At 71.7% G+C, this 26041-nt stretch carries 22 protein-coding genes; 9 read left to right on the forward strand and 13 right to left on the reverse strand.

All coding sequences use genetic code 11. From position 1 onward, the window contains the following. Positions 1-62: 62 nt before the first annotated feature. The 3 genes from HKK72_RS16480 to HKK72_RS16490 are packed head-to-tail and all read right to left on the reverse strand — an operon-like array spanning position 63 to position 3249. Positions 63-896 (reverse strand): MaoC family dehydratase N-terminal domain-containing protein, encoded by an 834-nt coding sequence (locus tag HKK72_RS16480; protein ID WP_187235257.1) that lies wholly within the window; start codon positions 894-896, stop codon positions 63-65. Next, positions 893-2050, reverse strand: a complete 1158-nt coding sequence (locus HKK72_RS16485; protein ID WP_187235258.1) for a CoA transferase — start codon at positions 2048-2050, stop codon at positions 893-895. The genes HKK72_RS16480 and HKK72_RS16485 overlap by 4 nt, the downstream gene beginning before the upstream one ends. Further along, positions 2050-3249, reverse strand: a complete 1200-nt coding sequence (locus HKK72_RS16490) for an acetyl-CoA C-acetyltransferase (protein ID WP_187235259.1) — start codon at positions 3247-3249, stop codon at positions 2050-2052. The genes HKK72_RS16485 and HKK72_RS16490 overlap by 1 nt, the downstream gene beginning before the upstream one ends. A 199-nt stretch (positions 3250-3448) precedes the next feature. On the opposite strand from HKK72_RS16490, the gene HKK72_RS16495 reads away from it, so the two are divergent. Further along, complete coding sequence (locus HKK72_RS16495) at positions 3449-4018, forward strand: hypothetical protein (protein ID WP_187235260.1); 570 nt, start codon at positions 3449-3451, stop codon at positions 4016-4018. A 110-nt stretch (positions 4019-4128) separates the two neighbouring features. On the opposite strand, the gene HKK72_RS16500 is transcribed toward HKK72_RS16495, so the two are convergent. Further along, complete coding sequence (locus HKK72_RS16500) at positions 4129-5112, reverse strand: ABC transporter substrate-binding protein (protein ID WP_187235261.1); 984 nt, start codon at positions 5110-5112, stop codon at positions 4129-4131. A 112-nt stretch (positions 5113-5224) separates the two neighbouring features. Between HKK72_RS16500 and HKK72_RS16505 the strand changes: the two genes are divergently transcribed. The 3 genes from HKK72_RS16505 to HKK72_RS16515 are packed head-to-tail and all read left to right on the forward strand — an operon-like array spanning position 5225 to position 8132. Next, complete coding sequence (locus HKK72_RS16505) at positions 5225-6244, forward strand: FecCD family ABC transporter permease (protein WP_187235262.1); 1020 nt, start codon at positions 5225-5227, stop codon at positions 6242-6244. Then, positions 6241-7338: a FecCD family ABC transporter permease gene (locus HKK72_RS16510; protein ID WP_187235263.1), complete on the forward strand. Its 1098-nt coding sequence runs from the start codon at positions 6241-6243 to the stop codon at positions 7336-7338. The genes HKK72_RS16505 and HKK72_RS16510 overlap by 4 nt, the downstream gene beginning before the upstream one ends. Then, complete coding sequence (locus HKK72_RS16515; RefSeq protein ID WP_187235264.1) at positions 7338-8132, forward strand: ABC transporter ATP-binding protein; 795 nt, start codon at positions 7338-7340, stop codon at positions 8130-8132. The genes HKK72_RS16510 and HKK72_RS16515 overlap by 1 nt, the downstream gene beginning before the upstream one ends. On the opposite strand, the gene HKK72_RS16520 is transcribed toward HKK72_RS16515, so the two are convergent. Continuing rightward, positions 8129-8806, reverse strand: a complete 678-nt coding sequence (locus HKK72_RS16520) for an alpha/beta hydrolase (protein ID WP_187235265.1) — start codon at positions 8804-8806, stop codon at positions 8129-8131. The two genes, HKK72_RS16515 and HKK72_RS16520, sit on opposite strands and share 4 nt — an antisense overlap. 2 nt (positions 8807-8808) lie before the next feature. Next, complete coding sequence (locus tag HKK72_RS16525; protein WP_315987293.1) at positions 8809-9363, reverse strand: pyridoxamine 5'-phosphate oxidase family protein; 555 nt, start codon at positions 9361-9363, stop codon at positions 8809-8811. A gap of 100 nt (positions 9364-9463) precedes the next feature. On the opposite strand from HKK72_RS16525, the gene HKK72_RS16530 reads away from it, so the two are divergent. After that, positions 9464-10141: a winged helix-turn-helix transcriptional regulator gene (locus HKK72_RS16530; protein WP_187235266.1), complete on the forward strand. Its 678-nt coding sequence runs from the start codon at positions 9464-9466 to the stop codon at positions 10139-10141. Positions 10142-10710: 569 nt separating this feature from the next. Further along, positions 10711-11664, forward strand: coding sequence for a hypothetical protein (locus HKK72_RS16535; RefSeq protein ID WP_187235267.1), 954 nt, complete (start codon positions 10711-10713; stop codon positions 11662-11664). Between the two features lie 642 nt (positions 11665-12306). Here the strand turns inward: HKK72_RS16535 and HKK72_RS16540 are convergent. Then, positions 12307-12492 (reverse strand): hypothetical protein, encoded by a 186-nt coding sequence (locus HKK72_RS16540; RefSeq protein WP_187235268.1) that lies wholly within the window; start codon positions 12490-12492, stop codon positions 12307-12309. A 268-nt stretch (positions 12493-12760) separates the two neighbouring features. After that, positions 12761-13267, reverse strand: a complete 507-nt coding sequence (locus HKK72_RS16545) for an MSMEG_6728 family protein (protein WP_187235269.1) — start codon at positions 13265-13267, stop codon at positions 12761-12763. A 181-nt stretch (positions 13268-13448) separates the two neighbouring features. On the opposite strand from HKK72_RS16545, the gene HKK72_RS16550 reads away from it, so the two are divergent. Together HKK72_RS16550 and HKK72_RS16555 are read left to right on the forward strand one after the other, a co-directional pair. Next, positions 13449-13994: an RNA polymerase sigma factor gene (locus HKK72_RS16550; protein ID WP_187235270.1), complete on the forward strand. Its 546-nt coding sequence runs from the start codon at positions 13449-13451 to the stop codon at positions 13992-13994. Further along, positions 13981-15099, forward strand: coding sequence for a hypothetical protein (locus tag HKK72_RS16555; RefSeq protein WP_187235271.1), 1119 nt, complete (start codon positions 13981-13983; stop codon positions 15097-15099). Before HKK72_RS16550 ends, HKK72_RS16555 begins: the two co-directional genes overlap by 14 nt. 102 nt (positions 15100-15201) lie before the next feature. Here HKK72_RS16555 and HKK72_RS16560 read toward each other — a convergent pair whose 3' ends face one another. The 3 genes from HKK72_RS16560 to HKK72_RS16570 form a co-directional block, all read right to left on the reverse strand. After that, entirely contained in the window at positions 15202-16344 is a 1143-nt protein-coding gene (locus HKK72_RS16560) for an acyl-CoA dehydrogenase family protein (RefSeq protein ID WP_187235272.1), read from the reverse strand. Between the two features lie 66 nt (positions 16345-16410). After that, positions 16411-17574, reverse strand: coding sequence for a CaiB/BaiF CoA transferase family protein (locus HKK72_RS16565; RefSeq protein WP_187235273.1), 1164 nt, complete (start codon positions 17572-17574; stop codon positions 16411-16413). A 121-nt stretch (positions 17575-17695) separates the two neighbouring features. Further along, complete coding sequence (locus tag HKK72_RS16570) at positions 17696-19243, reverse strand: hypothetical protein (RefSeq protein WP_187235274.1); 1548 nt, start codon at positions 19241-19243, stop codon at positions 17696-17698. A gap of 286 nt (positions 19244-19529) precedes the next feature. Here HKK72_RS16570 and HKK72_RS16575 point away from each other — a divergent pair, with 286 nt between their 5' ends. Further along, positions 19530-21338, forward strand: a complete 1809-nt coding sequence (locus tag HKK72_RS16575; protein WP_187235275.1) for a serine/threonine-protein kinase — start codon at positions 19530-19532, stop codon at positions 21336-21338. Positions 21339-21360: 22 nt separating this feature from the next. On the opposite strand, the gene HKK72_RS42180 is transcribed toward HKK72_RS16575, so the two are convergent. Then, on the reverse strand, positions 21361-23466 hold the full coding sequence (locus HKK72_RS42180) for a fibronectin type III domain-containing protein (RefSeq protein WP_187235276.1): 2106 nt from the start codon (positions 23464-23466) through the stop codon (positions 21361-21363). 70 nt (positions 23467-23536) lie between these two features. Further along, a complete protein-coding gene (locus HKK72_RS16585) occupies positions 23537-25927 on the reverse strand; it encodes a DUF3488 and transglutaminase-like domain-containing protein (RefSeq protein WP_187235277.1) in 2391 nt (796 codons plus the stop codon). Positions 25928-26041: the final 114 nt, after the last annotated feature.

Consider the following 26041-nt stretch of genomic DNA (forward strand, 5'->3'; position numbering starts at 1 on the left):
AGCGAATGCTTGCTCGGGACATTAGATCGTCGCGAGGGACGGCGCAAGGCGGAACGAGACCGTCAGGAGGAGGTCGTCACGTTCATCGTCATGGCGGTGACGCCGCCCGGGCCGATGACCCGCAGGTCCGTGCCCGGGCCGCCGGTCGCGGTGAACGGCTGCCGATCGTAGAGCGGTGCCCGCGCGCGGAACTCCAGCGCCGTGACGGAGCGTCCCGCCCGGCGGGGCAGTTCTGCGAGCAGCAGCGCGAGCAGCGGCCCGTGCACCACCAGCCCGGAATGCCCTTCGACCTCCGTCGCGTACGGGCGGTCGTAGTGGATGCGGTGCGCGTTGTAGGTGAGCGCGCTGAACCGGAACAGCAGCACCGGATCGGCGGTCACATCGATCCGCCACGGGCCGGGCTCCGGCTCGACGGGCCGCTTCACCGCGGAAGGCGTGAAGCCGGGGCCACTGCGGTAGACGATGTCCTGCTCCTCCACGCCGACCGTCCGCCCGTCGCGGCGGAACTCGTGGCGCACGGTGGTGAACAGCAGCTCACCGCTGCGGCCGCGCTTCGGGGTGACGGCGGCGAGCGAGGAACGTCGCGTGACGACGTCGCCGACCCGCAACGGGGCCTGCGCGGTCCAGCGGCCGCCCGCGAACATCCTGCGCCGGTCCGGGATCGGCGGCATGAACCCGCCCGCGAGTGGGTGCCCGTCCGGGCCGAGGTCGTGCTGTGCCGGGCGGTCGAGGAAGTAGAGCCAGTGCCAGAGGGGCGGCAGCGGCCCTGCCGGCGCCGCCAAGTCGAACAGGCCCGCGAGCGCCGTGACCGGCCCGGGCGTGATCTCATCGGTCACCTCGAAGGGGGCCGGATCCCAGCCGGCAACCGAGTCCGCCGGCCCGGGCCGCTCGTTCACGCCACGATCCCTTCCCCGCGGAGCGCCACGATCTCGCCCGCGTCCAGGCCGATCTCGGTGAGCACGTCGTCGGTGTCGGAGCCGAGCGCGGGAGCTAGCGCGGCGCCACGGCCGGCTCCCGAGACGATGGGCGAGCCGGGCACCGGGTGGCGTCCGATGCCGGGCTGGTCGAGTTCGGTCATGAGCGGGTTGGCCGTCGCCGCGCGAGCGGCCTCGGTGAAGGTGCGGTACGGCGACCAGAGCACCGAGCACCCGCTGAGCGCCTTCGACACCTCGGCGAGAGTACGCGCGGCGAACCAGGGCTCGATGAGAGCGGCGATGGCCTCCCTGTGCCGATAGCGGTCGGCGTCGGCGCCGAAGTCGGCGCCGAGCAGCCGCCCCAGCTCGGTGAACACCTCGGCCAGCCCGGTCACCGCGCACAGGTCCGCGAAGTGCCGCGCGGTCAGCGTCACGAGCATCACTCGCTCACCGTCGGCGGTGGCGAAGTCGCGGGCGAATCCGCCGTACAGGTGGTTGCCGATCCGCGGCCGGTCACCGCCGCCCAGGACCGCGGCGCCGAGAAGGCCGAGATTGCCGGCCGTCGCGAGCGCCACATCCGCCAGCGGCAGCCGCAGCGCACTTCCCTCACCGGTACGCGACCGGTGCCGTTCGGCGGCGAGGATGCCCACGGCGGCGTAGAGCCCACAGGCGATGTCCCAGGCGGGCACGACGTTGTTCACCGGGTCGGTGTGATCCTCCGGCCCCGTGGCGAGGGGGAAACCCGTCTCGGCGTTCACGGTGTAGTCGACGGCGGGCCGCCCGTCGTGGTGACCCTCGATCCGCAGGTGGATCAGATCGGGACGGGCCGCGGCGAGTTCCTCGTAGGAGGGCCGGGGCGCGTTGGTGAGGACCACCCCGGTGTCGGCGGCGAGGGCGCTGACGATCTCCCGCCCTCGCGGGGAGCGCAGGTCGACGGTGACGGACCGCTTGCCCTTGTTCAGTCCCGCCCAGTACAGGCTGGCGCCGGACGGGGCGAGCGGCCACCGGCGTACGTCGGGGGCGCCGCCGATCGGGTCGACCCGGATCACCTCGGCGCCGAGCTGGGCGAGCGTCATACCGCCGAGCGGCGCGGCGACGAAGCTCGAGATCTCCAGGACCCGCAGGCCGTCGAGCATCAGGTGACCCGCTCGAACACCGCCGCCATGCCCTGACCACCCCCGATGCACATGGTCTCGAGGCCGTATCGGGACTCGCGGCGGTTCATCTCATGCAGCAGAGTCGTGAGGATTCGCGCGCCGGTGGCGCCGACCGGGTGGCCGAGCGAGATTCCCGAGCCGTTGACATTGACCCGGTCGAGGTCGGCCAGTCCCCACTCGCGGGTGACTCCGAGCACCTGGGCGGCGAACGCCTCGTTCAGCTCGATGAGGTCCATGTCGTCGAGGGTGAGCTCGGCGCGCTTCAGCGCGGCGGCGGTGGCGGGGATGGGCCCGAGACCCATCAGTTCCGGCGGTACGCCCGCGACGGCCCACGACACCATGCGGGCCCGCACGTCCAGGCCGAGCCGGTCGGCGATCTCAGCGGTCGTGACCAGGCACACGGCGGCCCCGTCGTTCTGGCCGCTGGAGTTGCCCGCGGTGACGGTCGACTCGGGATCCTGGGCCAAGCGCACCGGCCGCAGCGTGGCGAGCTTCTCCACGGACGTGTCGGCCCGGGGGTGCTCGTCCCGGTCGACGACCACCGTTCCCTTGCGTCCGTGGACCTCCACGGGGACCAGTTCGGCGGCGAACCGTCCCTCCTGCTGGGCCGCGACGGCCCGCTGATGCGAACGCAGCGCGAGGGCGTCCTGCTCGGCGCGCGGGATGCCGTGCATGCGGCGTACGTTCTCGGCGGTCTCGATCATTCCGCCCGGCACGGGGTGCAGATCGCCTCCGGCGGTGACACGGGCCCGGTCCAGCCGGTCGGTCAGTTTGATCTCCGCCCCGGGACGGTCCCATCGCAGGCCGGTGGCGTAGTACTCCACCTGGCTCATGCTCTCCACCCCGCCCGCGATGACCGTGTCGCTCGCGCCGCTCCGCACCTGCAGCACAGCGTCGATCACCGCCTGCAGACCGGAACCGCAGCGCCGGTCGACCTGGCGGCCCGCCGTCTCGACCGGCAGTCCGGCGTCGAGCGCGGCGACCCGGCCGATGGCCGGAGCCTCACCGTTCGGGTTGCAGTTGCCGAGGATCACGTCGTCGATGCGGTCGGCGCCGGTGCGCTTGAGCAACTCCTTGATGACGGTCGCGGCGAGCTGCTGCGGCGGCACCTCCCGAAGGGAACCGCCGAACCGGCCGACCGGCGTCCGGACCGGTGAGCACACAACGACCTCACGCATGACGAGCCTCCAAGCAAGAACCACGTTCCGGTGCCAGTCTGCCGCACGGCTCGACGGAGGTTATCCACAGATCGCCTGAAGGGACTGATGTCACAGAACCGCACACGGTTACCGTCCGGAATCGGATGCATACAGCCCCCCGAGAGAGGAGACTCTCATGGCATCGACCGAAGACCTCGTGACGATTCTGGAGGGACGCGTGAACGTGCTGGAGACCTGGGCCGGGCCTGGTCAGATCGAAGTGCTCGCCGCGGGGTTAACAGAGGTCCGCGCGAACATCCGCACCATCATCAAGACCCAGGAGCGGCACACCCGCCAGCTGGCCGATCTGACCTCCGACGTGTCCGGGCTCAAGACCGACATGGCGGAAGTCAAGACCGATGTGGCCGAGCTGAAGACCGATGTGGCCGGGCTCAAGACCGATGTGTCCGGGCTCAAGACCGACGTGGCCGGGCTCAAAACCGACGTGGCCGGGCTCAAAACCGACGTGGCCGGGCTCAAAACCGACGTGGCCGGGCTCAAAACCGACGTGGCCGGGCTCAAAACCGACGTGGCCGGGCTCAAAACCGACGTGGCCGAACTCAAAACCGACGTGGCCGAACTCAAAACCGACGTGGCCGAACTCAAAACCGACGTGGCCGAACTCAAAACCGACGTGGCCGAACTCAAAACCGGCATGGCGGAACTGAATGCCAAGGTCGATGACCTGACAGCCACCCTGAGGCTGGTCGTCGACCATCTCGGGATCAACGGCTCCACGGCCCGCTAGGCCTGGCGGCGACCGCCGCCGTCACCTCGGAGGCACACGCGAGGATCACGTGGGCGTCCGGGTGTACGGCGGCGGTCCGTCGGGTCGAAAGGCCGGTGACCGTTCCGGTCTCAGGCGGTCGCCGGATTCACCTCGAAGATCTTGGCGAGGTCGTCGAGCACCTCGTGCGCGCCCTGCAGGCCGACGGCGGTCATCCACGTGAGGTCGTCGACCTCGTGCTTGTGCCCCTTGAGCCTGTCCCAGAGCGGGTTGGCCTCGAACTTCGACTGGACCTGCGCCGAGGTGTTCTTCTCGTCCTTGTACGTCGCGACGAAGATGTGGTCGGCGTCGAGGTCGGCGATGCGCTCCTCACTGAGGTCGACGGCGATCTCCTCTGACGTGGGCTGCCCCTTGGGCCTGGGGAAACCGATGTCCGACAGGATGATGCCGGAGTAGGAGTTCGCCGTGTAGAGGCGCACTGTCGGCTCGTCGGTGAACCGGGCGACCGAGACGGTCGGGAGCTTGCCGCCCTTCTCCTTGATCTCGGCGCCGATCTTCTGGGCGCGGGCCTCGTACTCCTTGAGCCGCTGGTCCGCGAGCTGCTCCTTGCCGAGCGCCTTGCCCACCAGCCGGAGGTTGTCCTTCCACAGCGCGCCCGTGGTCTCGCTGAAGACGGTGGGCGCGATCTGCGCGAGTTTGCCGTACAGCGCCTCGTGCCTGACCTTGGCCGACAGGATGAGGTCGGGTTTGAGGGCCGCGATCTTCTCGAGACTCGGCTCGGCGAGGGTGCCGACCGACGTGGCCTCCTTGCCGTGCGTCTTCGCCGCCTCACCGAGATAGTCGGGGAGCTTCTCGTTGACCGACCGGTAGGTGGTGTAGCCGACCACGTCGCCGTCCAGCGACAGGGCGGCGTCGACGAAACTCTGGTCGAGGGCGACGATCCGCTTGGGCTCGGTGAAGATCTTCGTCGCGCCCATCGCGTGAGCGACGGTCCGCAACGGCTTGTCCCCCTTGGCCGCCGTGTCGGAGCCGGAGCCACAGCCCACCAGGCCCATGACAGCCAGCGCGGCGACCGTGAACCCTGCGGCCGCACGCCGCACTGAAGACGACGTCATCTAACATTCCTCCACAGTTAGGTAAAACTAACCTCAATTAGGTTAGGTATACCTAACCACACGAAGTCGGCCGATACGGGCTCGAAGGGTGATTGATGACTGAAGGCGGGACATGACGGCGGTGCCGCTGACCGCACTACGCCGGCACCGGCTATTGACCCTCCTCGGGCTCGCGCTGCTCACGTTGGGCGTGACGGTGGCGAGCATCGCGATCGGAGCGATGCAGGTGCCGTTGACCGGGGTATGGCGGGCGATCACCCATCCGACCGGCACCGAACAGGACGTCGTGGTGCGTTCGCTGCGGCTGCCCCGCACCGCGTTCGGAGTGCTCGCCGGGACCGCGCTCGGGGTGGCCGGAGCGCTCGTCCAGGGCCACACCCGCAACCCGCTCGCCGATCCCGGCCTGCTCGGTGTCACGCAGGGGGCGGCGTTCGCCATGGTGCTGAGCATCTTCACCCTCGGCACGACCGACCTGCGCGTCTACATCTGGTTCGGCTTCCTCGGTTCCCTGGTCGCGAGCATCGCGGTCTTCACGCTGGGCTCGGTGGGCGGCGGCGGAGGCACCCCCATCACGCTCGCGCTCGCCGGGGCCGCCGTCAGCACGCTCCTGCACGGCCTGATCTCCGGGATCGTGCTGCTCGACCAGCAGGCCCTGAACGTCTACCGGTTCTGGCAGGCGGGCGCTATCGCGGGCCGTGACTCCCGGCTGCTCCCCCAGGTGCTCCCGTTCGTGCTGCTCGGCCTCGTCCTGGCGCTCGCCAACGCGCCTGGTCTCAACGCGCTCGCCCTCGGCGAGGACGTGGCCCGCTCGCTGGGTCGCCGGGTCGGGCTGACCAGGGCGCTCGGCATCGCGGCGATCACCTTGCTGACCGGGTCGGCGGTGGCGGTCTGCGGTGCGCTGGCCTTCGTCGGCCTGATCGTGCCGCACCTCGCGCGCGCTCTGTCCGGCCCGGACCACCGGTGGCTGCTGCCGTACTCGGGGCTGCTCGGCGCGATCCTGCTCCTCGGCGCCGACATCGCCGGCCGCATGGTCGCCCGGCCGGGTGAACTGGAGGTGGGCATCATGCTGGCCCTGATCGGGGGTCCGTTCTTCGTCGCGCTGGTGCGCCGCCGCAAGCCGGTGCGCCTATGAGCACGCCCGCACTGCGCGCCGCACCCGCCGGCACCGTACGCACGGGCGGCGCCTCGCTGACCGTGCGGGTCGCCCGCGTGTCGTTCCGGGTCCGGCCCCGTCCCATCATCGTCGTCCTCGCCGGGCTCTCCCTGCTCGTGCTGCTGATGGCGCTCAGCGTCGGCCGCGGCGACTTTCCGATCGGGGTCGGCGACGTGTTCCGTACCCTCCTCGGCGGCGAGGAGAACCGGTTCGTCGTCATGGAGCTCCGGCTGCCCCGCGCGTTGACCGGGGCGCTGGTCGGCGCGGCTCTGGGCCTGTCGGGCGCGATCGCGCAGGCGGTCGCCCGCAATCCCCTGGCCAGCCCGGACATCCTCGGGGTCACCTCGGGGGCGAGCGTGGCCGTGGTCGCCGTGATGATCACTGGCGGTGGCGCCGGCGGGGTGAGCGGGCTGGTCGCCACGCTCGGCGTGCCGTTCGCCGGGCTCGCGGGCGGCCTGCTCGCCGGCATCGGCGTCTACCTGCTGGCCTGGCGGCAGGGCCTGGACGGCTACCGCCTCGTACTCGTCGGCATCGGCGTGACGAGCATCGCCGTCAACGTGAAGTGGTGGCTGCTCACCCTCGGGGACGTCGACCAGGCATCTCGCGCCATGGTCTGGATCACCGGCAGCCTCAACGGACGCGGCTGGGAGCACGTCCGCCCGGTGGCCCTCGCGCTGGTGCTGCTGATCCCGTTGGCCCTGCTCGGCGCCCACACGCTCGAGGCACTGAGGCTCGGCGACGACTCCGCACGCGGCCTCGGGCTGAGGGTCGATCTGGCCCGGTCCGTCCTCGTCCTCACCGCCATCGCGCTGGCGGCGGTCGCCACCGCCTCGGCCGGGCCCGTGGAGTTCGTCGCGCTGGCCGCCCCGCAGATCGCACTGCGGCTGTGCGGATCCGCCCGGCCGCCGCTGGTCGGCTCCCTGGTGGTCGGCGCCGTTCTCACGGTCGGCTCGGACCTGATCGCCCGCACCGCCTTCGGCGGCGTTGAACTGCCGGTCGGCGTGGTCACGGCGGTTCTCGGCGCACCGTTCCTCATCTATCTGCTCATCCGGTCCCGGCGGAAGGCGACCTAGTGGCTTCTTTGACCGCGCGTGACCTGCGGCTCGGGTACGGCGACCGGATCGTCGTCGACGGGCTGTCCCTGGACCTCGGCGGCACCGGGGTCACGGCCATCATCGGGCCCAACGGGTGCGGCAAGTCGACGCTGCTGCGCGCCCTCGGGCGGCTGCTCAAGCCCCACGCGGGCCGAGTGCTGCTGGACGGGGACGACATCGCGAAGGTGCCGACCCGTGAGGTGGCCAAACGGCTGGCCATCCTGCCTCAGGCGCCGCAGGCACCGGAGGGACTGACCGTCGCCGACCTGGTGACCCGTGGCCGGCACCCCCACCAGTCGTGGTACCGCCAGTGGTCGTCCTCCGACGAGGGCGCGGTGGCCGACGCGCTGGCCAAGACCGGGCTGCTCGAGCTGGCCGACCGGCCCCTCGACGAGTTGTCCGGCGGGCAGCGGCAGCGCGCCTGGATCTCCATGGCGCTCGCCCAGGACACCGGCCTGCTGCTGCTCGACGAGCCCACCACCTTCCTCGACCTGGCCCACCAGATCGAGGTGCTGGAGCTGATCCGCCGGCTGCACACCGACCACGGCCGTACGGTCGTCATGGTGCTGCACGACCTCAACCTGGCGGCGCGCTACGCGGACCGGCTCGTCGCCATGCGCGACGGCCGCATCGCCGCCTCGGGACCGCCCGCCGAGGTGCTCACGGTGGAACTGCTCGCGGAGGTGTTCGGCCTGCGGGCCGAGGTCATCACCGACCCGGTCTCGGGCGGCCCCCTGGTCGTTCCCCTCGGCGGCGAGCCGACTCGGGCCTAGCGTCCGGTTCGATACGCCTCCAGGCGTTCGGCGAGTTCCTTGGGGCGGGCGAGCATCGGCATATGCCCGGTGGCGATCTCGTCGGGGATGATGCCCAGGCGTTCCCGTACGACGCGGCGCATGAGGCCGGCCGGGATGAAACGGTCGTCGCTGCAGAGCAGGAATCTCGTCGCCACATCGGGCCACGCCTTGAGCGGCCACGGCTCGGCGAACGGTGTCGCGGACTGCTCGCGCGCGCTCTGCTTCGCCCCTGCGACCAGGTCCGGCGGGACATCGTGGAAGAAGTCGTCGGCCACGTCGCCAGGGGCCGTGCCGTCTTCTCGAGCCTGCTCCCGCCTGGCCTGCTCGTAACCGGTGTTGGCCCACCAGTCCCCCGGCGCCTCGCCCGGTGACGGGATCATTCCCTGGAGCATCACCAGCAGGCCCACCGGCACCCGGTCGCATACCAGCGGGGCGGTGAATCCGCCGAGTGAGTGGGCCACCATTACCAGGTCGGTGCGGTCGCCGATGGCGTCGACGGCCGTGTCGGCGTACTCGGTGAGCCCGGCCGAGTCGTCGTCGCAGGGCAGATCCACCGCCACGACGTCATGGCCACGCTCACGCAGCTCGGCGGCCAGCGGCCGCCAGTACCACGGGCTGCACCCGCCGCCGGGGATCAGGACGTACGTGGCCATGGTCAGCCGTCCTCCCTCTCGTCTTCATTCCCGTACCCGGCCCGGCCGCGACGCTGGAACTCCTCGATGCCGGTGCCCCCTGGGAGCCGGGTCTGGAAGTCGAGAACCCCCACCCAGGTCGGACGCACGGCGATGCGCGCCATCCTCGTGCCCGGGTGATCGACCTCGGCGAGATTGACGGCGGCCTGCTCGGGGCCGGCGTAGCGGCGCTGAGCCAGCGCGTACTCCGGAACGACCCCCTCCACATCCGTGACCGTGGCCTGGCCGCGGATGAGAAGCACCTCCGGCGGCGTGGACGCACGGTCGATGGTGATGGCGACATCGGGCCTGGCCCGCAGGGCGGCGATCTTACGTGTCCCCTCGAACGTGGACATGACGACATCGGCGCCGGTCCAGTGGAACAGCATCGGGAACACCCGTGGCGTGCCATCGGCCGCGACGTACGCCAGGCGCGCCAGTTCGGTCGAGGCGAGCAGACGTGCGGCCACGTCGCTGTCCAGCAGGCCGAGGTCACCTTGCGGCAGCGCCATCGGATCGGGGGCACGTTCGGTCTTCACCAGACCACTCCTCATCATCGGAACTCCTACTCTAGGAGTAACGGCATCATATTCAAAAGCGAGCGGTGCGGATAACAGAGTGAACGAATATGCTCGGGGCATGTCCGGCAGGCGAAGCTACAACGACCCGTGCGGCATCGCGCGTGGTCTCAACCTGGTCGGTGAGCGCTGGGCCCTGCTGGTGGTGCGCGAGCTTCTGCTCGGCCCGAAGCGGTTCACCGACCTGCATCGCGGTCTGCCCACCGCGAGTCAGAACGTGCTGTCCCAGCGTCTGCGTGAACTCGAGCAGGACGGGGTGATCCGGCGCCGCAAGCTCGGCCCGCCCGCAGGCACCTGGGTGTACGAGCTGACCGAGTGGGGTTACGACCTCGAACCCGTCCTGGCCCATCTCGGCCGGTGGGGCAGCCGCGCTCCGGTGACCTCCACCGCCGGCTCCAGCGCCGATTCCCTGGTCCTCGCCCTGAGGGACATGTTCGCCCCGCATGCCGCCGGCGACCTGCGAGGGAGTTATGAGCTGCGGCTCGGCGACGACCGCTTCCGGGCCACGGTCGCCGAGGGCCGGATCGAGCTGGTCCGCGGCAGCGCCGAACAGCCCGATGCGATCATCGAGACCGACGTCGCCACGCTATGGGGCCTGATCCTCGGTGAGCGCCGGTTCGACGAAACGCTGCGCTCCGGCGACCTCACGCTGGAGGGTGACCACCGAGCGGGGACGCGCTTCACCGACCTCTTCCGCGCGTCCCCAATGCACGGCCAGACCGTGGACGATCCCGCGTGAGACCGTGACGGGTCAGAGCCTCGACTCGCGGGCGGCGGGAACGGCGGGGACGGCCGGCGGGAACGGCGGGGACGGCCGGTCGGGCCCGGAGGGATGACCGTGGCGCTCAACTACATGATCACGGAAGCGTGACGGCGTGCGGGCAACACGCCAGCAGGCACTCCCCGTCGTGATCATGCAATTATTCGCGCCGTGCAATCTCGACCTCGGCTCGGCTCCGCTACCGCCGAATAGCTGCATGATATTGATGGCGCCTTGTCGGCTGGTGCCACATGATCCGGATTGTAGGAGTTCTTGCAGCTAGCAGTTGCTTTTGGCTTCCGGACCGGTGTCGTCCGGCGCCCCGCGCTCGGGGCCCCTCGTGTGGGGCTTGTGTGGGGCGCCGGTCGCCGGATCGGGTCGGAGTTCGGGCTAAGACCTCGTTTTATTTGGGTTGGTCGGTAGGGTTCTGCCGTGTCGATAGTGGAGCGTCTGGTTCCTGATGATCTGTGGGAATTTGTTCCAGCACGTCGTGCCGCAGGTGCCGACCAGGTCGCAATGTGGTGGCCGGCGATGCTCGGGGAGACCGGATGAGCAATATCGCGCGCACGGCGAGGCCTCGGCGCCGACCGGGGGTCTGGGCCGCGATCAGCTCCGCCGTCCTCCTCCTCGCCGGCGGATCCGCGATCTCCGCCCAGGGCCCGCTGCACTGGGAGTCCCTCCGGCCCGCGCGCGTCCAGCTCGCGCCCCGTACCTCGGGCTACGGGCTGTGCGTGAAGGGGGAGATGAGCGGGGACCGCCGGCGGGTCACCGTCTACGGCGACGGTTCGCCGCTCGGCGGCCGGACGCTGGCCGTGATGTTCGAGCGTGTCGTGGACCCCTACGACGCTTCGCCGGAAGGCCGGGATGTGGTCTTCCAGGGTGAGACCGCCTGGGCCGGCGAAGAGCGGAACGTCCGCTGGATGCGGTGGCAGGACGGACCGCCATGGTGGATGGGGTTCAGGATGGTAGAGACCGAACCCGTGCAGTACGCCATCGTCGGCAGGGGTGTCACGCCGTCGGCGCTCATGACCGCCGCCGGGTCGCTGGCCCATCCTCGAGCGGGGGTGCGGCTCCGGCCGGCCGGGCTGCCGCACGGCATGCGCCCACTGGCCTCGGCGTCCATCCTCCTCGACCGGGACTGGACGCCCGCGATCCCGACGGAGACCGTCACGTGGATTCACGCGGGTTCCGGAGGCGAACTGTCGGCGGCGTCCGTGCGGGCCCGCCCCCAGGCGATCAACCTGGTCACCGCCATGCTCGTCCCCACGGGATGGCGGCCCATGCGCGGTGTGATGGGCTTCGCCGGCACGTCGATGCCGCCGATTCCGCGTAGTTCCGCTCAGCCGTCGGAGCAGCTGAAGTATCGCGTGTGGTGGGACAGCGGCACGATGCACGTCGTCTCCGCACGCGGCCTCACCGACGTGGCACTGGACCAGGCCGTCGCCGACCTCGGCCCGCTGTCTCCGGAGGCGCGGCGCGCACTCCCTAGCTCGGCCTGCTAGCCACGCGTCATCCCGCTCAGTCATCTATCGCGGCTGGATTTGCGGGTTCTGACCTGGGGGTGGGCAGCAATCCGTTTCGGCGCAGGTTCGTGCGGGCGTGGGCGATGACCGGGCGTTCCCACACCGGGCAGTGCCACGTAGCCCGTGCGGCGCGGCAAGCGAGGAGTCACGGGTCGCGCGTGACGTACGCGCGCTCACGGCATCGGCGACGCGGTGAACAAGGGCGTGCTGACCCTTGACCCCCGCAAGGGCGCAGCGAAGATCAAAACCGAGTGGCTCAAGAAAAAGACCCAATTCACCCCCGAAGAGATGGAAGCGATCGAGGGCGTAACCGACGGCGAACTCAACCGGCTGATCAAGATCAAGAAGGGAACGGGGCTGCGAGACTCACCCTGGTCAAGTCCGCCTAGCGCTACCCGCAGCGGCCACGGAGCCCCCGCATCCAATGCGGGGGGCTCTGCCTACCCCGCGATCCCCACCCCATGTGGGGGTTCTACGGGGATTGATCACAGATACGGATGCCCCGCCGCAGGTCAGAGCACACGACTAGGGCTGGCTCACAACACCTGCATAATCACGCCAGAGGTTTCTCCGCCGTGATCATGCAGTTGTTCGCGCTTTCGAGGCTCGACTTCGCGGGATTCACTGGAGGCGCGCGTCGGCGATCGGGCGCCTGTTGACGGTCCGCACTGTGCCCGTCTCGACGGCGAGGGAGCGATCCGGGCCGCCGACGCCGCCCACAACCGGGCGGGCCGGGTTCCGCCGCCCGGCCGTCCCCGTTCCCGCCGCCCGGCCGTCCCCGTTCCCGCGCCACCACATCAGCGTCATCAGCAGGTACTCCTTCGCTCTCCCCGACCTACCTGGCCGTACCCGGGACCTGCGCGACCCCTCATCGTGTCGCGCGCCGCGCATCAGCACGACGGCTCACGCCATGCCACTGACCGAGTGCGCATGGCGTGGTGTACTCGGGCAGCCCGCCGTCAAGGAGGCACAGGAACTCATCGCCCTGGCGGCGACAGGACGGTGACGGCACCCACGCCAAATGCACGTTCGCTGGTAACGCCTTTCCATACGCGGCGCTGATAACCCGGCCACTCTATTTCCTACGGTCTGCCGCGCTCGCCGCCGTGCTCGGGCGATCCGAGAGGGGCCACACGTACGGCAGGTCGTCCGGGACGCCGGGAAAGAGCGGTCCGTAGACGGCGAAGTCCTTACGCAACAGGGCGGACTGGTGACTGCGGTGGAAGGCCGGGTCGCCCAGCCACGGCGGCAGGGCACCCGCCCTGGCCAGTTCGAGTTGACTGCGGGCGGCGGCGACGCCGGTGGTCGCGGTGAGCTCGGCGCTCAGCTTGCCCGCGCACGTGTCCCGGTGGCCCATGCCGCTCCACCGGTCGCAGACCTCCAGGCCGTAGCGGACTAGCGCCTCCTCGTAACCCGCCCACATGCGCACGACCGGATGATGCCGCCAGCCGTACCCGGGAGTCGTCAGCCCGCGCAGCACCTGAAGCGCCTCGACCCGCTGCTTGCCCAGCCGCCGCGCGTCGAGTGCCTTCGCCGTGGCGGCGAAGTCCGCATACGGCAGGAACGTCTGCGTCGTCGGCACCCCCTGAATCGGCGCCGGCCGCGCGGACGGTTCACGGCGACCGGCCGTCACCAGGTCCCCTACCCGTTTCCCTGCGGCCGAGCGCCGGCCGGTCAGGCGGCGAGGAACGGGAACGGCGCATCGGCAGAGTAATGGTGACAGCACTCGATCACCGGAAGGTGACCATGAGGGAGTACCGAACGTGAAGGGCACCCAGGCGGCGGAGCCGGACGTACGCCCGTCCGACGCTTTCGCCGCGCTCTATGACGAGCATTTCCCCCGGATATACCAGTACATCGCAAGCCGGCTGGGCCGCGACGTCGCCGATGACATCACCGCTGACACGTTCCTGATCGCACTACGCAAGCAGGACAGGTTCGACGCCGAGCGCGGGGCCGTCCGGCCCTGGCTGTTCGGCATTGCGACGAAGCTCGTGGCACAGCATCGACGGCAAGAGATGCGCAGATACCGGGCGCTGGCGAAGCTCGGCCCGGAGGAGGTCGCCGAGAGTCACGAGAACCAAGTGATCAATTGGGTGCGCGCCGAGAGTCTCCAGCGTGGGCTGGCGCAGGCGCTCGGGGCGCTGTCTCGCGGCGAGCGCGACGTCCTGCTGCTCAGCGCGGTCTCCGAGCTCTCGAACGAGGAGGTCGCGCAGGCGCTCGGCATCGCGTACGGCACGGTCGGCTCGCGGCTGAGTCGAGCCCGCAGAAAAGTACGTTCCGTGATGAGGGAGGATGACCATGGATGACCTGCGCATGATCCGGGGCTTCCTCGAGGAGGCTCCGCCGTCCGCCGAAGTCGTCGCCGAAGGGCGACGGCGGCTGTACACCCGGCGATCGCCGAGGCCACGGCGCTTCAGTGTGCGCCAAAGCCGGGCCGGGCTCGGCGTCGTGGCCGTGGCCGCCTCCTTCGCCCTCACCGTTACCACCGCTCTCGTACTCACCGTCTCCACGGGGGATTCTCCGACCTCCGAGAATGCGCCGAAGGAACTGACGTCGCGGCAGGTACTTCTCAGCGCGGCAGAGAAGGCCGCGGCCGAACCGACCGGGCGCTACTGGCACACGCACGTGATCAACGGTCAGGCGTACCACGTCACCCGCGGCGACTACATGATCACGGGTGCCCGGATGGAGATCGAGCAGTGGATCGCCCGAAGCGACCGGGACGCGAATGTCTTCCGCAGCCGAATCGCCGGAGCCGTCCCGCAGACCGATGCCGACCGAGTGGCATGGAAGCGCGCCGGGTCACCGAAGAGCTGGCGGGTGCTCTCCAACGGTCAGTACATCCAACAGAGCGCCACTGCGCAGAAGTGGGATCTGCAGCGGATGTCGCCGGCCGAGAAGGAGGGCATGAAGGCGCTACTGGCCCACAATAAGAAGGAGTGCGCCCGGAATCGACGGGCCTGCCCGGTGGTCGACCGCCCTACTCAGGCACAGCGTGAAGCACTCGCGGACGACCCGAAGGCGCTGAAGAAGCAGCTTCAGGGGAACAGCCTCGTCAAGGGCCCGGACATCATGCTCGAGAACACGGGCTATTTCCTGGACGAACCCGGATCGCCGAAACTGCGCGCCGCCGTCTTCCGCGTGCTCGCCGACTCGTCGGGCATCCGGAACATGGGGAGTGTCACAGATGCGCGAGGGCGCGCCGCGATCGCCCTGGTGGCGAGAGGTTCGCATCGGGCCGGCGATTTCGACACCCAGCTCCTGCTGGAGCCCGGTACGTACCGTGTGCTCGGCGTACAGACCGTGCTCGTGACGGGGCGCGGCGCCGAGACCGCGGGTGTCAAGCCCGGCACCGTCTACAAACAGCAACTGTTCCTGGAGATGGGCTGGACCAACAGCGCCCCGCACTGATCCCGCTTCTTGACCGACCCGTCGGCGGTCGCCGCGTCTCGTCAGCGGCGGCCGCCGGCCAGTCCGTCTCTCAGGAGAGCGCGTGAACGGCCGGCCACGGGCTCACCGGTCGCGGGCGATGAGCTGTCGCGTGATGACGTTGCGCTGGATCTCGTTGGTCCCCTCACCCACGATCATCAGCGGGGCGTCGCGGAAGTAGCGCTCGACGTCGAACTCGGTGGAGTAGCCGTAGCCGCCGTGGATGCGCAACGCGTCCATGGCGACCTTCATGGCGGTCTCCGAGGCGAACAGCTTCGCCATGCCCGCCTCCATGTCGGCCCGCCGCCCGGACTGCAGCCGGTCGGCCGCGTCGAGGGTGAGCAACCGCGCGGCCCGCAGCGACGTCGCCATGTCGGCGAGGTAGTTCGAGATGGACTGGTGCTTCCAGATCGGCACGCCGAAGCTCTCGCGCTGCTGGGCGTAGGCGAGCGCGTCGTCGAAGGCGGCCTGGCCCACTCCGAGCGCGCGGGCGGCGACCTGGATGCGGCCCACCTCCAGCCCGCGCATCATCTGCGCGAATCCCGCCCCTTCGGCGCCGCCGAGCACGGCCGACCGCGGCACCCGTACGGCGTCGAAGACGACCTCGCAGCTCTCCACGCCCTTGTAGCCGAGCTTGGGCAGATCCCTGGACACCTTGTGGCCGCCCTCGACCAGCAGCACCGACACGCCTTTGTGCGGCGGGTCGGCGGCCGGGTCGGTCTTGCACAGCAGGGCGATCAGCCCGGCGCGGCGGGCGTTGGAGATCCACGTCTTGACGCCGTCTATGACGAACGAGTCCCCGTCCGGAACGGCACGGGTGCGCATCGCCTGCAGGTCGGAGCCGCCCCCGGGCTCGGTCAGCGCCATCGTCGCGCGCAGCTCACCGGTCGCCATCGCCGGCAGATAGCGCCGGCGCTGCTCGTCGGTGCCGAACTCGCGGAGGAGGAACGCCACGACACTGTGCCCGCCCATCGCCCCGGCCAGGCTCATCCACCCGCGGGCGAGCTGCTCGGTGACGAGCGCGAAGCAGGGCGCCGAGACCTCCGACCCGCCGTGCTCCTCGGGTACGAGCAGCCCGTACACCCCGAGCCGCTTCATCTGCTCGATGAGCGCCTCGGGGTAGGTGTCGGTGTGCTCCAGTTCGCGCACCACCGGTCGCACCTGGTCGTCGACGAACTCGGCGACGATGTCGACGATCGCCTGCTCCTCGTCCGCGAGCTCGAACACAACGCCTCCCGATCAAGTCCGGATGACCGCTCAAATCTGGATGACCGCTCAGTTCTGGACGACGGCTCAGTTCTGGACGACGGCACCGCTGCCGAGCAGTTCGTCCACGTCGGTGAAACCGAGCTCGGTGAGCACTTCGCGGGTGTGCGCGCCGCTCGTCGCCGGCGGGCCGCCGATCGCGCCGGGCGTACGGGAGAAGCGGGGCGCGGGTGCGGGCTGCGGCGCACCGCCGGCGCTCCGCACGAACATCTCCCGCCCGGTGTTGTACGGATGCTCGGCGGCCTCGTGCAGGGACAGGACGGGAGCCACGCAGGCGTCGCCGGGCAGGAAGATCTCGGCCCATTCGTCACGGGTCCTGGCCTTGAACGCGGTGGCGAACCGCTCACGCAGCTCCGGCCAGCGGTCCGTCTCGTACTGCGTGGGCAGCCCCTGCTCGCCCGCGATGCCGAGCAGGCGGACGAACTCGGCGTAGAACTGCGGCTCGATCGCGCCCACGGCCATGTGCCGGCCGTCGGCGGTCTCGTACACGTCGTACCAGGGCGCGCCGGTGTCGAGCATGTTCACGCCGCGCCGGTCCTGCCACGCGCCGGTGGCGAGGAAGGCGTGGATGAACGTGGCCAGGTGGGAGGTGCCGTCGACGATCGCGGCATCCACGACCTGTCCCTTTCCGCTGGTCCTGGCCTCCAGCAAGGCCGCCAGAACGCCCACGACGAGGTACATGCTGCCGCCGGCGAAGTCACCGAGCAGGTTCATCGGCACCTGGGGCGGCCCGCCCGCGCGGCCGATGGCGTGGAGTGCGCCCGTGACCGCGATGTAGCCGATGTCGTGCCCGGCGCTCTGGGCGAGCGGCCCCTGCTGTCCCCAGCCGGTCATCCGGCCGTAGACGAGCGCGGGGTTGCGGGCGAGGCAGTCCTCCGGGCCGAGGCCGAGCCGCTCTGTGACACCCGGGCGGAAGCCCTCGACGAGCACGTCGGCCCGCTCCACCATCCGCAGCACGACCTCCCTGCCGCGCTCGTCCTTGAGGTCGACGGCCACCGAGCGCTTGCCCCGGTTGGTCATGTCCTTGGCCGGGTCGGGAAATGCCGGGCGGCCGCCCGGCCGGTCCACGCGGATGACCTCGGCGCCGAGGTCGGCGAGCAGCATGGCGGCGAACGGGCACGGCCCGATGCCCGCCAGCTCGATGACGCGGACTCCGGACAGCGGCCCGCCCGCGCTGGGTGTCTCGCCCATCAGCGATCCTTTCGTCGCGCCGACAGAATATGATTCGGTTCCAGTCTGCACGATCACTGTAAGCGTTCGCTGATCGGCCCTCTCGAGACGATACGGGCATCGGCACGGCCGACTCGAGCGGCTAGGACTTCTCCGGCCGGGCGGTGAGGATCACGGGCTTCGCCGGCGGGTGCTCCGTGCGGCGGCCCTTCACCACGAGGAGCCCGTCGCGCATGTCCTGCTTGCCGTCCACCCCGGCCGCGTGGGGGGTGAGCTCCCCGCTGGCCGCGGCGAGGTAGTACCACCGGCCGCCGGAGCGCCGCCAGGTGCCGCTCACCGCCCCGTCGGGCTCGTGCCCGCAGTCGCCGGTCGTGTACTCCCTCGTCCGCCCGGCGAACAGGATGCCGTACGCGGTCGAGGCGCCGTCGGGGAAGGTGTAGCGCGTGCAGATCCAGTGGCCGCGAGTCCCCCCGGGCAGCCTTCCCGACCAGAACTCCCATGCCGTCGCGGACGCCGCCGGACGGGCGGGCTGGGGCAGGGCACAGGCCAGTCGCTCCCAGAGCCGCACGGCGGACGCGGCTGATCCGGTTTCGCCTGAGCGCGTCCGGTACCCCATCTCGGTGAGGGCCGGGCCGCCGAGGTCGGCGACCGTCCGGCTGCCGCCGGGCTGCCGCAGCCTCAGCAGAGGTCCACGGCCGCAGCCGGCGCCGACCCGCTCTGACTCGGTCACGCCGTCACGCACGCTCACCCGCTTGTCCGAACCGGCGCGCGAGGCCCCCGTGATCCACGGCGGGAGCAGGTACCGGCCGGCGCCGAGAGCGAGCGGACCGGGGGTCTCACCCACCGACGACACCTCGAGCACGCCATGGGCGTCGGTGTAGCGGCCGACCCGGTCGCCGTCCCGCAACAGCACGACGGCCGTGCCGCCCGCCCGCCCGGCGAACAGCAGCTGCGGATCGCGCCGGGCCCCCATCTGGCGCGTCCACGCGGCGAGCGCCCGGTCGACCAGAGCCGTGTCGCGCACCAGCGCGCCACGCGGCGGCCACACCGCCAGGCTGCGGCCTCCCCCGTTCCAGTCACTCGCACCGGCGGTCGTCACCCGGAGCCGGTGGGCCACGTCGGGTCGCGACGGCGGATCCGACCGGGTGATCACGAATCCGCTCACCAGGATGAGGGTGAGCGCCGCCGCGGCGGCGATCGGCAGCCGGGACCGCCGCCGTACGGCCGGGCCGACGATCGGCTCCAGGCTCGGCGGAGCCACGTCCGGCGCGGCGTCGGCGGCCTCCAGCGCGGCGCGGGCGTCCCGTACCCCTGCCTCGACCAGTTGGTCGCGCACCGTGTGGCGTGGCAGCGATTCCACCCGCAGCAGTACGTAGGCGGCCCGTGCCGCCGGATTCAGCCGCGCGAGCGCCACGGTGAGCGCGGGATCGGGCAGCCGGGCGGGAAGCGCGCGCAGCCACGGCCCGAGCATCACCTGCAGCCGCCAGGACGGAACGATGGCGCGCCGCAGGACGCGGGTCCGCGCACGCGCGTAGGCCCGGCCGGGGTTGCGGCCGGGTCGGCGTGGCAGGCTCTCGTCGACGATCCGCCTGGCGATCGCCAGACGGTAGATCCGCCTGCGCCGTCCGGGCAGCACCAGATACGCCAGCCGGACCAGCTCGCGGTAGTGCCTGTCGACGTCTTCCGGCATGGCCGAACTCCTTTGCACCACGGGTCTGCACCACGGGTCTGCACGGGTCTGCGCCACGGATGTCACCGCGGAGTGCCTGCGGGCAGAGGCTAGGAACCGTGGGAGATCGGGCTCCCGGACTTGAAGCAACCATTACGACTCAGCGGCGGTCCGGAAGCCGACGGCAGGACAGCCACGCCCGGATCGCCCCCGTATTACCCTGGGTCCTCGCGGGGCGCGGCAGGGAACCGTCCAGGGCCGCCTTCCGTCCGAACCTGAACTCCCCCGCCCGATCGAGAAGGACGAGATGACCGAGGACGTCCCTGGTTACCGGGTGCTGAAGCGGGTCGGGGAGGGTGGATTCAGCGTCGTCTACCTGGCCTACCAGGAGCGCCTGGACCGACAGGTCGCCCTCAAGGTGCTGTCGGTCGACGCGATCGACGAGGCGTCGATGCACCGCTTCCAGCGGGAATGCAAGATCACTGGGCGGCTCACCGGTCACCCCAACGTGGTCACGGTCCTGGACAACGGCACGACCCGGTCCGGCCGCCCGTACATCACGATGGAGTACTTCGAGCACGGGTCGCTCACCGACCGGCTGCAGCGTGAGGGGCCGCTGCCGGTCGCGGACGTGCTGCGCATCGGCGTCAAGCTGGCCGGCGCGCTCGCCGCGACACATGAGTCCGACGTCCTGCACCGTGACGTCAAGCCGCAGAACATCCTGGTCTCCCGGTACGGCGAGCCGGCCCTGGCCGACTTCGGCGTCGCCCGGCTGGTGGACTCCCTCGACTCCACCCACACCAACGCGTTCACGCCGCACCACGCCGCGCCCGAGATCCTCGAGGGCAAGCCGCCCGGGGCCGCCTCCGACATCTACTCCCTCGGCTCGAGCCTTTATCAGCTGCTCGCCGGGCAGCCGGCGTTCAAGGGGCCGCTCGGAGAGGGCCTCGCCACCCTCATCGTGCGCATCCTCGGCGACCCGCCGCCGCCCATCTCCCGCGAGGGCCTGCCCCAGCCGGTGTTCGACGTCATCGAAACGGCGATGGCCAAGCTGCCGGAGAACCGGTTCCCGAGCGCGGTCGCCTTCGCCCAGCGGCTCCAGCAGGTGCAGAGCGAGCTCGGCCTGCCCGTCACCGAACTCCCCTACGCCGGCGGTCCCGCCGCGAGGCCGGCACCCGCCCCCGGCGTCCCGGACGGCGGGTTCGCCATACCCACGGACGGCCCGTGGATGCCCGCACGGCCGGAGCCGGAGGCGTTCGCCCCCTCCCCCGACCCGGCTCGGCCGCTGGACGACGCTCCCGCGCCGACGCCCGCCGGCGCCGAGGCCGCCGCGGCGACCCACCCGGCACCGGTCTACGGGCCTGCGGACGACATGGCGGGGCCTGTGGACACACCGCCGGCCGCGCCGCCGACGCAGCCGCCCGCACCCGTCTGGACACCGGCACCGGTGCTGGCACCGGCGCCCGTGTGGACGCCCGCGCCGGGGGTCGGAGCCCATCCCGGGCCCGGTACCGACCACGGCCACGCGGCACCGATCCCCGGGCCACCCGTAGCGCCGATCCCGAGGCCGTCCGCGGCACCGTTCGCGGGATCGCCCGTGGCACCGTCCGGCTCCGACGGCCCGAGCCGCGGCCTGCTGGTGGCCGGCGCCACCGCGCTCACCGGCGGGCTGGCCATCGGCGTCACCGGCATCGTGATCTTCACCGGAGGCTCCGGCGGGGATCCTCGGCCGACGTCCTCGCCCGGCGCGTCCTCGTCGGCTCCGGCGAGCCCGCCGGACGACGGCGGTCAGGCGACTCCGCCCCCGGTCGCGCCGCGGCTCACCGCGCAGCAGATCAGGGCCGCCACCCCCCGCGGCCTGCGGATCGTGTCGGTCGGCAACTCGGCGCGGCTCACCTGGGCCCTGCCACCGAGCGCCCGCAGACTCCCGATCATCATTCAGCGGGCGCCGGCGGGAACGCGGCCGGTCAACTCGGCGGGCACCGGGGCGATGGCCGCCACCGTCGGACGGCTCAGGGCCGAGACGCGCTACTGCTTCCGCGTCGGGGCGCTGCTGGCCCCCGGCAACCCGCCCACCATCGGGTGGTCGGCCTACCGCTGCGTCACGACCCGCTGAGACCCGCGCGCCCTGCGAGGCCCTACGCGCACTGCCACAGGGGCAGGCCCGCGAACTCCGTCCAGGGGTCGCGCGGGGTCGTGAGCAGATAGCCGATCATGTAGCCCCGCACCTCTCCGTACTCGACATAGTCGTAGAGGTCGCCTCGGAAGCCGGCTCCGAGGCCGCGGTCGTAGAACGCGCCCCGCTTCTGGCAGTGCACCGTCACCATGACGCCGTTGCCGGTGACGCTGCCGATATCGGGGCTGGTCCCGTCGGGTGTGGGGCGGATGTAGGCCTTCGAGTTCTGGTTGTGGCGGGTGGGGTACCGCTGCGCCGGTCCGGTGAGGTTCGCGGAAGCCTGCGCCTGCCGGCCCGCGCCGGCGCCGTTGGACGAGGTGACGGTGAAGGTGTACGACCCGTTCTTCCCGATCTCGCCGAGCGTGACGGAGGTGCCGGTGAGGCCGGCCCTGCTGCCCGAGGTCGGGCCGGTCCACCCCACCCGGTAGGCGGTCGGCGCGGAGCCCCCGCCCGGCGGGGCCGTCCACGTCACCTGTGCCCCGCCGGAGGTCGCGACGGCCCGTACGTCGGTCGGCGCGCCGGGCGGGACGCACGGCATCACCGGGGCGCTCCGTACGGACGGCACCTCGGCGAGCCGGTGCGCGCGGTCGCGGTAGCGCACCGCGACGCGGAAGACGTACTCCCGGCCGCACTGCCCGCCCTGGACCCGGAAGCTCGGCGAACCGCTCGGCGGCAGCTGACGGGGCGTCACCGTCATTCCCCCGGGGACGTCCTTGAGGACGTATCCGAGCGGCGTCCCGCCGGTCGACGGCTGGAACTCGACCGTCATGAAACCGTCCCCGCCCGAGGTCCGCAGGTTCGACGGCGGGGTCGGCGCCCCGACGGGGGGCCGCCGGACGGACGGCGCCGTGGGAACGGCCGGCAGGGCCGGCGCCGGGTCGCCGCCGCCCGGCCCGGCCACCCGGGTCGGCAGCGGGGAGCGCGGGCCGCCCGGCACGTTCCGCTCGTACTTGCTGATCTCCATGACCGCCCCGCCCGGGTTGAGCACGAGCGCCCTCTCGCCGTTCGGGTCGTTGGCCCACAGCAGACCGCCCGAGACGAAGACCTCGAGCTCACCGGGGCGCCCGTTGACGACGATCTGGGGCTGGAAGGAGTTCGTGGCGGAGTCGTAGACGACCAGGCTCCCGGTGGTCTGGTCGGGGATGTAGACCTTCGAACCGAGGATCTGCGGCGGGCCGTACCGGTGGTCGGCCACCCTCAGCGACACGGTGGAGTGCCGCCCGCTGCCGGTGTCGAGCAGCACCAGCGATCCGGTCCGCTTGGCCAGCAGCGGGACGAGCTGTCCTTCGGTCGTGGCCGGGAACAGCACGCCGCCCTGCCCGGCTCCGGTCACGGTGGACGGCAGCGCCAGCGTGAGCCGGCGGCCGGAGGGCTCGAGCACCAGGGCGGTCGCGGCGGTGGAGTCGGTGATGACCGGCACGCCCGCGGCAATCGTGATCGCGAGATGGTCCCCGGGCTTTCCGACCTTCACCGGCGCGGCGGGGCCTCCCGCCTGGAAGGGCACCACTTCTCCGGTGGCCGGCACCGGCACCCAGAGCGTTCCCCGTGCGTCGATGGCGCCCTGGCCGAGCGGCGGGGTGAGCGTCGTCGCCGCGCCGTCGGGGGTCAGGCCGACCGGATCGATCCGCTGCACCGTGCCCCTGGCCGCGTCGATCGTGTAGGCCGCGCCGGCCTCGGCGACGACCTGCAGCCCGGCCGCGGCGTACGTCCCGGTGCTCTTCACCACGCTGAGCTGGGCGGGGTCGATCCGGCTGACCACGCCGGTCTGCTGGTCGACGATGAGGATGGTGCTGCCGTCCTGCACGATCTTGATCTGGTGGCCGTGCATCATCGTCGGCACCTTGACCTTGCCGTCGACCTTCCCGGCCATGCCGTTGGCGTGCACGACGAGGCCGTTGCGGTTGGAGCTGAGCCAGGCGCCGACGTCGGAGATCTGGTACTTGGCGCTGGCCATGCCGACGCCGAACACGACGGCCGCGACGCAGAGCGCGCCCACCACTCCGACGGCCACCTGCGCGGTCAGGCGGTCCCTCCGGAACAGCGCCGCTACGACACCGGTCGCCCGCACAACCTCACCCCTCGATGTCTCTCTCGCAAGACCCCAGAAATCGTCACCTTAGTGCGACAACGCCTTCAAATTATGAAGAATCGTAAGTCCCGGCATGGCCGCGCCGCCGAAGCGACCGCGGGTGCAGGCGGCGGCGCAGACGGCGGGTACGGCCGACCCGCAAGGTGACCAACCGGTCGACCTCGTCGCAGTGCCGCCAGGCCTGATCGGCCGATCCCGGGTCGGGGGGACCATCGGCGAACCGCGCCCGGTCGACCAGCTCGGCCAGCGAGCCCAGGTGCCCACGCGCGTCGTCGCCCACGCTGCGGCCGCCTAGGCGCGCGACCTCGTGCGCGGTGAGCGTCCGTACCGTGGACAGCCCGACGTCGGCCAGGTGCTCCAGCGCCTGTTGCCAGGCCCCCGCGATCCGGACCGCGGGCGGGTCCGCGCGGCGGCGCCGTCGCCGGCGCACGACGGGTGCCATGAGCACGGCGACGAGGTAGGCCGGGACCAGCGCACCCGCCGCCGCGACCGCGTAGACCCACCAGGGGCGCGGTGCCTCCTCGGCCGCCCGCGCCGGTTTCGGCGGTGCCTTCTCGGCGCGTTCGGGTCCCGCCCCCCGCGTGCGGGACGCCGCGTTCCGCTGCGCCTGCTCGAGCTGCTGCAGGGTCTCGCCCGCCGCGACGTCGTCGCCGGCTCTGGACCGGCCCGCCCGCTCGGGCGTCGGGAAGAACGGCACCCAGCCGAGCCCGGCGAACCGGACCTCGGGCCACACCACGACGTCGCCGGAGCGGACCTCCAGCAGACCCGCCGCGGGCCGGCCCCGGCGAAAGCCCACGACGACGCGGGTGGGCAGGCCGAGCGTCCGCGCCAGCACGGCGTAGGCGGTCGCGAAGTGCTCGGGGGTTCCGCGCCGGCCCTGCCCGAGGAAGAAGTCGAGCTGCCGGTAGTTGTGGCCGGGCGGGGCGGTCACGTCGTACTTCGCGTAGGTCTTCAGCCACTGGGAGAGCATCGCGGCCTGCTGGACCGGCCCGTCCGCACCGCGGGTGGCCTGCTGGGCGAGCGTGCGGAACTCCGGGATCTGCGGCGGGGCCTTCTGGGCGCCGGGGCCGTTCGGCAGCTCCAGGGCCGCTCTGGCCTCGGCGTCGCCGGCCGGAACGGCCGAGGCGAGGTCGTCGGTGCGCCACTGCCGAACCGACGAGACGACGCGGTAGCTCTGCCCCTGCCGCAGCGGCCGGGCGGCGGCGAGCGCGCCGCTCACCGGGTCGGCGACCACCCCGAGACCCTCGACGTCGCGCGGCCGGTCGGCCGCCGGTACCCAGGTGCCTGGCAGGTTCTTGATGGTGACCTGCTGGCCGACCTCGAGGTGCTCGCCGTCCTCACCGGCGGCGGGCACCCGGCCGCCCGTGGGCACGAACTGCGCGTCCGAGGTCCATGTCACGCCGTCGAACCGGTCGAGCACGGCCAGCCGCCAGTTCTGCGGCCGGTCCGCCCGTACGGTGAACAGGACCTCGTCCGGGCTGAGCAGCCAGCCCCCCACGCGATCGAGGGGGCTGACGCTGTCGCGCTGCTGTGGCGGCGGCGCCTGCACCTGCTCACGCGGGTCGTACGGGTCGCCCGAGACCGGGACATGCGACGCCGCGAGGACGGTGAGCGCGCCGAGCACCGCGGTCGAGGCCACGCCCATGGTGAGGCGGCCGAGCGGCCCGCCCGCAGATCCCTCCGGGCCCGATCGCACCAGCGCCAGTGCCGCGATGAGCACGGCCGCCGCGACGACCAGGGGCGTGTTCGAACCGGGGCCGCCGACGCCGAGCGCCAGGGCGACGCCGAAGGCCGCGAGCGCGGGGAGGCAGGGCGCCACGCGCAGCGAGGTGCGCAGCGCCAGCTCGGCCCCGGCGAAGGCGGCGAGCCAGACCGTCACGTGCACCAGGACGAGCAGCTCGGGCCGAGCGGGCGCGGGCAGCAGCGAGGTGAGGATCGCCTTCGACGAGTTGAGGACCCCGAGGCCGATCATCCGTGGGAGGGAGCCGTCGCCGAGGTGCGGCCGGAACAGCGTGAGCGACACGACGGCGACCCAGGCGAGGATCGAGAGGACCATGGAGATCCAGAGCGGCCACGGCCGGCCCGCCCGGGGACCGGACAGCAACCCGGCGAGCAGGGTGGGCACGACGGCGGCCACCGCGACCGGCGGCACGACGGCGGCCCAGCCGAAGACCCGGTGGAAGACGAGCCCCGCGACGGCGGCGAGACCGGCCGTGATCGCCAGGGAGAAGCAGCGCCGCGCGAGACCCGTCGCCTTCACCGGCGGCGCCGCCGCGTCTCCCTTGGCGTGGCCACCCGCCGCCGCGCCCGTCTCGGCGTGGCCAGGCGGTGCGGCGCCCGTCTCGGCGTGACCACCCGGCGCCGCTCCCGCGGCGACGGCATGGGGCGCGCCTTCCTCGGCGCCGGTACGCGGCCGTTCACCGGCGGCCGGGGCGGTCACCGGTCTCGCCCCGCCCGCCGCCAGGCCGACTGGAGCTCGTCCAGGTCGGTGATGTCCATCAGGGTGACGCCGGGCAGCGAGGGCGCCGGAGCGTCCGGCCGGACCCGTACGCAC

This window comes from Actinomadura sp. HBU206391 (genome assembly GCF_014323665.1).
GTDB lineage: Bacteria > Actinomycetota > Actinomycetes > Streptosporangiales > Streptosporangiaceae > Actinomadura_C.

What these genes read in the sequence shown, in the direction of transcription:
- HKK72_RS16485 (WP_187235258.1), bottom strand. Translation starts at nt 2,050, where the DNA reads ATGCTCGACGGCCTGCGGGTCCTGGAGATCTCGAGCTTCGTCGCCGCG.
- HKK72_RS16490 (WP_187235259.1), bottom strand. Translation starts at nt 3,249, where the DNA reads ATGCGTGAGGTCGTTGTGTGCTCACCGGTCCGGACGCCGGTCGGCCGG.
- HKK72_RS16500 (WP_187235261.1), bottom strand. Translation starts at nt 5,112, where the DNA reads ATGACGTCGTCTTCAGTGCGGCGTGCGGCCGCAGGGTTCACGGTCGCC.
- HKK72_RS16505 (WP_187235262.1), top strand. Translation starts at nt 5,225, where the DNA reads ATGACGGCGGTGCCGCTGACCGCACTACGCCGGCACCGGCTATTGACC.
- HKK72_RS16510 (WP_187235263.1), top strand. Translation starts at nt 6,241, where the DNA reads ATGAGCACGCCCGCACTGCGCGCCGCACCCGCCGGCACCGTACGCACG.
- HKK72_RS16520 (WP_187235265.1), bottom strand. Translation starts at nt 8,806, where the DNA reads ATGGCCACGTACGTCCTGATCCCCGGCGGCGGGTGCAGCCCGTGGTAC.
- HKK72_RS16530 (WP_187235266.1), top strand. Translation starts at nt 9,464, where the DNA reads ATGTCCGGCAGGCGAAGCTACAACGACCCGTGCGGCATCGCGCGTGGT.
- HKK72_RS16535 (WP_187235267.1), top strand. Translation starts at nt 10,711, where the DNA reads ATGAGCAATATCGCGCGCACGGCGAGGCCTCGGCGCCGACCGGGGGTC.
- HKK72_RS16540 (WP_187235268.1), bottom strand. Translation starts at nt 12,492, where the DNA reads ATGACGCTGATGTGGTGGCGCGGGAACGGGGACGGCCGGGCGGCGGGA.
- HKK72_RS16555 (WP_187235271.1), top strand. Translation starts at nt 13,981, where the DNA reads ATGACCATGGATGACCTGCGCATGATCCGGGGCTTCCTCGAGGAGGCT.
- HKK72_RS16565 (WP_187235273.1), bottom strand. Translation starts at nt 17,574, where the DNA reads ATGGGCGAGACACCCAGCGCGGGCGGGCCGCTGTCCGGAGTCCGCGTC.
- HKK72_RS16570 (WP_187235274.1), bottom strand. Translation starts at nt 19,243, where the DNA reads ATGCCGGAAGACGTCGACAGGCACTACCGCGAGCTGGTCCGGCTGGCG.
- HKK72_RS16575 (WP_187235275.1), top strand. Translation starts at nt 19,530, where the DNA reads ATGACCGAGGACGTCCCTGGTTACCGGGTGCTGAAGCGGGTCGGGGAG.